Source organism: Plectonema cf. radiosum LEGE 06105, assembly GCF_015207665.1.
GTDB lineage: Bacteria > Cyanobacteriota > Cyanobacteriia > Cyanobacteriales > Nostocaceae > Rivularia > Rivularia radiosa_A.
On sequence record NZ_JADEWL010000199.1, the window covers coordinates 1 to 9,730 of the forward strand.

A 9,730-nucleotide genomic window follows, 5' to 3' on the forward strand; every position below is an offset into this window, starting at 1 on the left:
CTCCCCATCTCCCCATCCCCCCATCTCTTAAAATTGCCAGGGTAGCCGCCATTTTATGTATTTAACGCAAAAAAAAGCTAATACACCAATTACTTTTCGTTTAAAAATACCCTATCCGGGTTATGCAGGCGAAAACAAGGGTATTTACCAAGCAAAGCAACCATTAACGGGATGTCCGAAAATTCCGCAATCTTTACAATTGCGAGGCTATCAAAAGCAAGCTGCAAATAATTGGTTTGCTAATAATGGTAGAGGTACGTTAAAAATGGCGACTGGTAGTGGTAAAACCATTACAGCATTAGCAATTACTTATGAATTATATTGTCAAATTAATTTGCAAATATTGCTAGTGGTGTGTCCTTACCGCCATCTTGTAACTCAATGGGCGCGAGAATGTGAAAAGTTTGGTTTAAAGCCAATTTTAGCTTTTGAAAATGTTCGTAATTGGCAAACCCAACTTTCTACCCAACTTTATAACGTGCGTTCTGGTTCCCAATCTTTTCTGACGGTTATTACTACTAATTCGACATTAATAAGTGATGGTTTCCAATCTCAGTTAAAATACTTTCCCCAAAAGACTTTAATTATTGGAGATGAAGCGCATAATTTAGGTTCACCTAAGTTAGAAGAAAGTTTACCGCGCAATATAGGCTTAAGATTGGGGCTATCTGCGACACCGGAAAGATATTTTGATGAGGTGGGAACTGAATCTTTATTTAATTATTTTGGCGCAGTTTTGCAACCGGAATTTACTTTAAAAGATGCCATTACTCAAGGTGCTTTGGTACGCTATCTTTATTATCCGCTACCGATAGAATTAACCGAATCTGAAAGTTATGCTTATGCAAAATTGACTCATAAGATTGGACGTGCTTTATTTTATCAGCAGCAAGAAAATACAAATTTAATTAATATTGAAGATAACCAAGATATTAAAGCCTTATTAATTCAACGTGCAAGATTAGTAAGTGGAGCAGAAAATAAATTAAATGCTTTGCGGGAATTAATGAGAACAAGAGGTGAAACGACTCATACATTATTTTATTGCAGCGACGGTTGTCAAGAAACCCAGGGAAGAGCTAATTTACGTCAACTCAAGGAAGTAACTCGCATTTTGGGGGTAGATTTGGGTTACAGAGTTAGTACTTATACCGCAGAAACTTCTTTAGTCGAAAGAGAAACTTTAAGAAATCAATTTGAAAGTGGAGAATTACAAGGTTTAGTCGCAATTCGTTGTTTGGATGAAGGAGTCGATATTCCCGCAATCAAAACAGCCGTAATTTTAGCAAGTTCGAGTAATCCCCGACAATTTATCCAGCGACGGGGACGTATTTTACGTCCTCATCCAAATAAGGAACGAGCAACTATATTTGACATGATTGTATTACCACCAGATTTAGATAGAAAGACTTTAGAAGTAGAACGCAATTTATTAAGAAAAGAATTGCGACGGTTTGTCGAGTTTGCCGATTTAGCTGACAATGCTGGTGAAGCAAGGATAAAATTATTAGATTTACAAAAGCGGTATGGATTATTAGATGTTTAACTAAAAAAGGGAATTGGTAATTGGTAATTGGTAATTGGTAATTGGTAATTGGTAATTGGTAATTGGTAATTGGTAATTGGTAATTGGTAATTGGTAATTGGTAATTGGTAATTGGTAATTGGTAATTGGTAATTGGTAATTGGGGATTGATAATCGTACCTAAATTAAAGATCCGAATTGAAAATTTCTAACTCAATCTCCCCATCACCCCATCACCCCATCCTCTTCACCCTGGTCGTAAATCGTTCGATACCTCTATAATTCCCCTAGAACCATCAACCCGTACTCGCTGACCATCTTGTAATAACCAAGTGGCATTATGCACATCCATAACTGCGGGAATTCCGTATTCACGAGCGATGATTGCACCGTGAGAAAGCCTACCACCAGCTTCTGCTATCAAACCACCAGCCCTTGTCAGTAAAGCAGCCCAGCCAGAATCCGTGTAAGGAACCACCAAAATTGTCTGCTTATCAATATCTGGAATTGATTGTAAATTGCGTAACACTTTTACTCTACCTTCAACTTGTCCGTGACTTGCAGGAATTCCGGTTAACATTCCATCCGCTAGTAGAGAAGAATTAGAAACAAAAATTGATACCGGAGGTGCATTACCGTAAACTAAGAGCGGTGCGGGATTGAGTTGACTATCTTCCCGAAGTTGATTTCTTCTCATTTCCACCAACGACCTTAAATAATTGATTAATTGATCATCCGCATCTCGAATAATTTTTTGTACTTCTTCAATTTCGAGAAAAAAGATGTCTCCGGGTTGTTGAAGCAAAGAGTTTTGCAGCCAATTTCTTTCTAAAGCAATAAAAGACCAGCGTAACTGTGCTAGCAACCGAGAATAAACTTCTGTAACTCGTCCTTTTAAATCTACACGACGCTGTACAACTCCTCTTCTGTTGCGCTTGTTTGCCGGGGGTTGGTTTCCTTGCATTAACTGCACAAATAACAGCTTGACAGCTTCTGGTTCTTCTCTCCAAGTGGGAACCGCAATATCAGTTCCCACATCACTTAAGTAACCATAACGATTAATAAAAGCTTCAAACTGCTCAAGAATTTTTTGTCCCGGTGTGGAAACAGCCAAATCTTCAAATAGAGTCTCTGGATCGAAATCCGGTAGTATTAATTTGGCAGAGTAGGCTAATTCCGCAAGTTCTCGTAATGCTGCAACTTCCGGAGCTGCACTATTATCAATTTGACTATCTTTTGGTTTAAAAATCCCTTGTCTAATCGCAGCACTCAAAGGAGCCATAATACTATAATAAGTAGCGCTACGAAGTAATTCTAAAATATATTCAATTCTTTCTAAAAGCTGAGCTTGGTCAAGTTCGAGTAGCGATTGTTGTTTTAATTCTGTCAAACCAGGCACAAACCGCTTGCGATAATCTCGTTTAAAGTCTCTTGATAAACTGAATTCTCTTGTAAGCAACCGCAGCAATCCGGGAAGATTTGATAAAGTACTATTTAAAGGTGGTTTGCTCATTTTGGCTCCTCTAGTTAGAAATTCCAAACTTTCTGCGGGTAAACCCATACGTCGGAAAATCTGTCCTAAAAGACTCGCATTAAAATAAGCTCTAGAAAAATGCAGCGTCGCCGTTTGATTAAAATCTAATCCTAAAGCACGTTCACCTAATACTATGGCAAAAATTCCTCCCCAAACACCACAAGTTAGCGGACGATTAATCGACCAAGTTAATGGGTGAATGATTCCGGGAATTACTTCAGCGGCGATTTTGCGCGTCCAAATCGGTAATAAAGTAGTTATGGGACGAACTTGTAATATCCACAAAGTTTGACCGTCATAACTCCATTCGATATCTTGGGGAATACCGTGATAATATTGTTCAATTTGCCTGGTTAAGTACGCTACTTGCTTGATTAATACAGCAGGTACTTGTCCTTCACCTTCCAAATGTACAGAAGATAAATTCTCTGTTTTAACCACAAAAGCTCGATATTGTTCCGGTGTATATCTCCCCGAAACAACTTGAGCAGCACTTCCCGCTGTAGCTTCAATTACCACAGCATCGCTTTCTTGAGTAATCGGATCGCGACTAAAAGCAACTCCAGAAAATACACCTTGGACTTGTTGTTGAATCAAAACCGCCATTGCAGCTTCTTTGAAATTGCCTTCAGCTTCGCTGCGTCCAAGGCGATCGCGACGATATTGAACAGCATCTGGATGCTCGTAGGAAGCACGAACTGTATTAATAGCTTGTAATAAGCCTTCTTTTGTAGTTACATTCAAAACAGATTCATATTGTCCGGCTGCGGAAGCCTCTTCTGTATCTTCTCCTAAAGCAGAAGAACGTACTGCAAGGGGAGATAAATCTGATGGTTGAAGATAATCGATCAACATTTCAGGTTCATCCATGGGAGTTAATACCCAACCTTTGGGAACCGGATAACCAATACGCTTGATTTCTGAACACCTAGCTGCTTTATTGCCGACAATCGCAGCATCTAATTCATCATCCAGAGAAAGAATTTTTTGGTTGCCGCGTAATAATTGAAACATTGCCTGGGACTCTGGTTTAGCTTCAGATACTTTTAAGTTTAAATCGTCGGGAATCTGTTGGTAAATCCAGCCAAGTAACGCTGCTAAAACAACCGCTGCCAAAATTTTCGCGAAATCGTCAAAATGCAATATGGCTACAATTAGCGGAAATAAAACCAGTACCCCATATTTTGCTAATTCCTTAGAACGTAAAAGCAAAAAGCTGATACTACCAACCAAAAATACAAAAGCAGCTGCCATTGGATCGTGTACCGCAAATCCCCAGACAACATTTGTAGTACCAGCACCCTTTGCCATTAAAAATCGACCTATAACCAAAGCAATTAAAGCAATTAACTCCCAGTAGGAACCGTTAGCAAAAAAAGCACGAGCTACTAAAACAGCGAGAACTCCCTTCAGAGCTTCCGATAAAACAGCAAGAACCCCTACCAAGGTTCCACCGTGGTAGAAAGCAGCACTAACACCAATATTACCAGTACCAATTTCCGCCAACCGACGCTTAGAAGAAGCATTGGTAATCCAGGAAATTACTGGTAAACCTCCCAAAATGGGGCAGAAAATCAAAATAACTAAAGCACCCCAGAGTTCAAGCATATGATTGGTTTTTGGTTTCTCTTCAATCTAAAATTCTGGTTTTAGATTTTGATAACGGTCTAAGGGGCAATGATAATATAATCCGCACCCCTTAGAATCCTATATAAGCTAAAAATGAATTGCTACTGATAAACAAGAATTCATAATTATTCTTGTGTTCCCGTTCAACATTTCTCGACAAAAAAGTGAGTGAATATTGTCGTTCCGGCTTAACACATCTGTAATACATTTAACTGCCGTTATTCTGGAGGAGCTTCGTTTCCTAGTTTACTGTGTAAGCTACCTGCAATGCCCAAAAGATAAGTAATGCAATGGAACCCAAAACCAGAACGGTAGAAATAATTACAGCTTTAGGAGTATCCGCATCTTTAAATTTCATGATTCCTCTATTTAAGTCGGACATAATAAGTAATCCTTCCTTATTGATTTCGGCGAAATTATCCGCCTTGATTGTAGTCCGTTACCTCCTATATAAGCAGATATCAGTAAAACATTCTGATTACAATTTCCTTAAGAAAAGTAAACAAGTCACAGTCTCATATTTATCTTCATGATTTGATGATTATCATTCATTAAATCTATTAATTGTCAATATCCGTATTTAATTACCAAAAAAATAGTATTTTTAATCACAATAAAATTTACATCGCTTCACAGTTACTCGGAGTATTCTTGAATGTTTATCTGGTGTTGTAGTACAAAAATTATCTAAATATCAGGTTGATTGCTGCTTATTTAAGGGTTAATTAGGAGAAATATAGAAAATTAAACAAACTGCTTCCCTAAGCATAACAATACCATATTACAGCCACACCTCTTGTAATCTCGTTAAATAATTGAGAATCCTGTCAATAAAAATTTTTATGTAAACTTTAATAACGGGTTTGTAACGGAATATGAATACAAAAAACTGATTAATTACTAGATTTAACAAAGTATTGTTTATCAAAGGTAGATTTATGATGTTTTGGAGAAAAAGCAGGTTTATAATCGCGGAAGTATTTTTCGCTCCCACAATGTATGAAAGAAAGACATATTTACAAAGAAATAAACCTCCTCAAACCGGAATCCAAACTCGAATCTGAGTACCTTGAGCAGAAGTACTTTTAATTTGAAGTTCACCACCTAAAATTTGTACTCGTTCTTGGATTCCCCGTAAACCAAAACCTGTGTGATGAGCGTTAACTTCAAAACCTTGACCATCATCAATAATTTCTAAAATAACTCCTTGAGTATTTTGATAAGCTTTGATATTCACAACTTTTGCGATGGCGTGTTTTTGAATATTAGTAACTGCTTCTTGAACAATACAATACAGTTGATGACTGGTTTGATTGGGTAATTGTGGTAATTCCGAATCTAAATGAATAGTAAATGATTGATTTCGTCCAACTTGCTCTACTAAAATTGCTAAAGCTTGATTAAGATTAAAATTAGTTTGACGTATTGATTGTACAGAATGTCTGACTTTTGTTAAACATTCACTCGATAATTCTTTGGCAATATTTAAAGAATTAACAGCTTTATTTGGGTCTTTGTCATACAATCTTTGAGCTAGTTCTAACTGTATATCTAATGTTGTTAGAGAATGACCTAAAGAATCGTGAATCTCACGAGCAATACGACTGCGTTCTAAACTTGCAGCTAAGATTTCTACTTGTTGGGTTAGGGCTTCTGCTTTCTGACGGCTTTTTTGTTCTGCTATCACAACAAAGCTAAATAAAAGTACAAATAAACTTGCTGCAATATAGCCCCCAATATCATTAATCACGACTCTACTAATAATTAAGTTAGTATTATCTAATTCCGCAACTATTTGAGTTAAATTAGCGCGATTAAATTCTAATATTTTAGGTATACTCAAAGCCAATAACAGATTCCATAATATTCCAGATATGATCGTAATCACAATTACTTGTTTTCGTTTTAATAAAAAACAGCTTTTAGCAATTACCAGATAGAGAACGATATCAAAACCAATACCTACTGCTCTCGCAATCATAATTATGAGTATTTCTAAACCAATATAAGTTTGTCTATACCCTGGAGGACGATTAGTTGGAAATATAAAGCTTAAACCTGCTAAAACAATTATTTGAGCAAAGGCTATATAAGTGGGTATTGGTAGATAAGAATAACTCGTTTCACTGCGATTTAATACAAACATAAATAAATATACAATTAAAATCAACCATTCAAGATAACGTATGCTACGGCGAATAGATAAAGAAGTAGTTGGTGTAAAATGCATGAAATTAAAATGACTCCAAGAACCAGTAAACTGTCTTATAAATATCATGTAATACCAGGGAAATTTATAACATGACTTTAGTCATCAATATGTATGACTAGAGTGAATATTCTGGGATTTTTGAGTAAATTAATTTGAGACTAAATTCCGAACAAAAATTTTGTACAGTAGTATTCGTTATAAACTTTATAGAGAGTATAAATTTTAGTACATCTCCTGTAGTGGTGGTCATATTGCACTGCAAACGCCTAAAAAATTTGAGAACCCGTTATCTAAAATACTGACAAAATTAAATTAAAGTGTATGTTCAGAAAATTCTTTCGCTCGACTCCCCAAATAATCAAACCTTACGAAGACGATTTTTATCACCATCCCGGAACAATACCAGGAACTCTTAATATTGATGAAGACGCATCAGAAACCCAGATTTTCTTAATTGATTACAATCAAAATGAAGTCATTTTTCCCAGGATTAGTACGCCAGAAGATTGCGCTAATTATCTGGATACTCAATCAGTTTCTTGGGTAGATGTACAAGGTTTGGGTAATACAAATATTTTGCAACGAATTGGTAAAGTTTTTCAACTGCATCCCCTAGTTTTAGAAGATGTAGTAAATGTTCCAGAACGTCCGAAAATAGAAGATTATGAAGACCAATTGGTGATAATTTCTCGGATGGTGATGCCAACAGAAAATTCCGATGGTTTTCACAGCGAACAGGTAAGTTTTGTTTTAGGGAAGAATTATTTGCTGACAGTACAAGAAGAACCTTATCTTGATTGCTTTGAACCAGTACGCTTGAGAATTCGCAACAATAAAGGTATCATCCGCAAGCAGGGAGCTGATTATTTAGCTTATGCTCTAATAGACGCAATCATCGATGGTTTTTTCCCCGTACTCGAAGATTACGGGGAACGCATTGAAGATTTAGAGGAGGAAGTAATCGTAAATCCAACTCGGAAAACACTGCAAAAAATTTATCGAATTAGACGAGAATTGTTACAATTACGTCGTGCTATCTGGCCTCAGCGTAGTGCCATTAATGTTTTGATTAGAGATAGTAATGAACTTATTAGTGAGGAGGTGAGAATTTATCTTAGAGATTGTTACGATCATGCAGTGCAAGTTATAGATATGCTCGAAACTTATCGAGAACTTGCATCGGGTTTAATGGACGTATATCTTTCAGCAGTAAGCAACCGCATGAATGAAATCATGAAGTTGCTGACGGTGTTTTCGTGGATTTTCTTACCATTAACCTTTATTGCTGGGGTGTACGGGATGAACTTTGAATATATACCCGGTTTGAAAACACCTTGGGGTTTCTGGTTGTGTGTGGCAGCGATGGTGGCGATCGCCGCTGGTTTATTGTTATTTTTCCGACGGAGGGGTTGGTTGGAAAATCCTTCCACAATTAAAGATGTTCGAGGTGAGCGAAAAATTTAGGGGGTTATATTTAGATAAATGCAAGAACAGACGAATTCCAATAATCTACTAGTACTAACGCTTTATATCATCGGTGTTAGTTATGTTTTCAACTTAATGGTCGAGTCAATTGATGAACAAATTAAATTTGCTTTTGATAAGGCATCTGTTGACAAACAATTAAAAGAACAAGAACTCGATGATAAAATTTCTATTACCTTTAAACTTAAAGCTTCTAACGATATTAAAGGGAAAAATGACGTAAAGGATTTATTACTTATCCTTGGGAATAAATCAGATAATGTTGCGGTGTATGTTGACTGGGATAACTGCTCTTTAGCTGAAAATCATAAAAATGTATCACGTCGAGTAATTCGTAAATCACCAGACTTGTCCCGCGATTTAGCAGTACCTCAAAGTCCAAGTCTTATTGCTCCTACTCAAACCCTTGTACAAGGTATTACTGCTGAAGACGTATTTGAGCGAGACCAAGAAACCGGAACATATCAAACAACAAAACCATTAGTTGATATCGTTGGACTTAAAGGCAGTCCGAACAAAGCTCATAGAAAATTATACAAAAAATTTATCAGCAGAAGAGAAGAAATCAAATTTTCTCTGCAATTAGTGCTGAGATTTTCAGAAGTACGAGTGGGATTAGTTCCAGGCAAAAATATCCCTCCCATGTCGATTATTACTTGTCCTTTTATAATTAGAAAACTACCTTGGAGTTACGCCCTACCTTGGAATAAAAAAAGACCATCTTAAGCCCGCATTTCTCACAAACAAGAAGGAAGTTGGAGTGAATAGTGAGTAGTGGGAAAATCAATCGGTCATTCAACGCTTACCACTTACTTGTGAGAAATCCAGATTAAGGTCGTTTGAGATTAAACTAGAATATTAAGAGAGAGTAGGCGAGGCAGTTGCAGATTAGTTAAAAAAAACTAATTTGAGGAAAGTCCGGGCTTCCCAAAGACCAAACTTGCTGGGTAACGCCCAGTGCGTGCGAGCGTGAGGATAGTGCCACAGAAAAATACCGCCAAAATTCACTAAACAGTAATCAGTAAACAGTAAACAGGAAATACCTGATAACTGATAACTGATTACTGATAACTGAAAATGGTAAGGGTGCAAAGGTGAGGTAAGAGCTCACCAGCAGCATCGAGAGGTGCTGGCTCGGTAAACCCCGGTTGGAAGCAAGGTGAGAGGAACTACGGTTGGTCTTTTACCAGTTCCGTTTTTGAGAGCCGCTTGAGGCGTTTGGTAACAAACGTCCCAGATAGATAACTGCCCTTGAACAGAACCCGGCTTATGTCCGACTCTCTCCCATTTTTTGGAGATGGGGGGATGGGGAGATGGTAAGCCACTCTCGTGCGCGGGTTCCCCG

Annotated in this window: 6 protein-coding genes and 1 other RNA gene; 4 read left to right on the forward strand and 3 right to left on the reverse strand. The window is 37.3% G+C overall.

The features are described from left to right. Positions 1-55 precede the first annotated feature (55 nt). A complete protein-coding gene (locus IQ247_RS29655) occupies positions 56-1,546 on the forward strand; it encodes a DNA phosphorothioation system restriction enzyme (protein WP_193925486.1) in 1,491 nt (496 codons plus the stop codon). Between the two features lie 226 nt (positions 1,547-1,772). Here the strand turns inward: IQ247_RS29655 and IQ247_RS29660 are convergent, their stop codons facing one another. The 3 genes from IQ247_RS29660 to IQ247_RS29670 form a co-directional block, all read right to left on the reverse strand. After that, positions 1,773-4,667: a glycerol-3-phosphate acyltransferase gene (locus tag IQ247_RS29660; protein WP_193925488.1), complete on the reverse strand. Its 2,895-nt coding sequence runs from the start codon at positions 4,665-4,667 to the stop codon at positions 1,773-1,775. Between the two features lie 262 nt (positions 4,668-4,929). Further along, positions 4,930-5,070, reverse strand: coding sequence for a hypothetical protein (locus tag IQ247_RS29665; protein WP_193925490.1), 141 nt, complete (start codon positions 5,068-5,070; stop codon positions 4,930-4,932). A gap of 654 nt (positions 5,071-5,724) precedes the next feature. Further along, the gene (locus tag IQ247_RS29670; RefSeq protein ID WP_193925492.1) at positions 5,725-6,918 is read right to left on the reverse strand and encodes a sensor histidine kinase; all 1,194 of its coding nucleotides are present in this window, start codon (positions 6,916-6,918) and stop codon (positions 5,725-5,727) included. Between the two features lie 303 nt (positions 6,919-7,221). Between IQ247_RS29670 and corA the strand changes: the two genes are divergently transcribed. The 3 genes from corA to rnpB all read left to right on the forward strand — a co-directional run bounded on the left by corA (position 7,222) and on the right by rnpB (position 9,670). After that, the gene (gene corA, locus IQ247_RS29675; RefSeq protein ID WP_193925494.1) at positions 7,222-8,364 is read left to right on the forward strand and encodes a magnesium/cobalt transporter CorA; all 1,143 of its coding nucleotides are present in this window, start codon (positions 7,222-7,224) and stop codon (positions 8,362-8,364) included. 18 nt (positions 8,365-8,382) lie between these two features. Further along, positions 8,383-9,111 (forward strand): hypothetical protein, encoded by a 729-nt coding sequence (locus IQ247_RS29680; RefSeq protein ID WP_193925496.1) that lies wholly within the window; start codon positions 8,383-8,385, stop codon positions 9,109-9,111. A 139-nt stretch (positions 9,112-9,250) separates the two neighbouring features. Further along, positions 9,251-9,670, forward strand: an RNA gene (gene rnpB, locus IQ247_RS29685) — RNase P RNA component class A. The last annotated feature ends 60 nt before the right edge of the window (positions 9,671-9,730 follow it).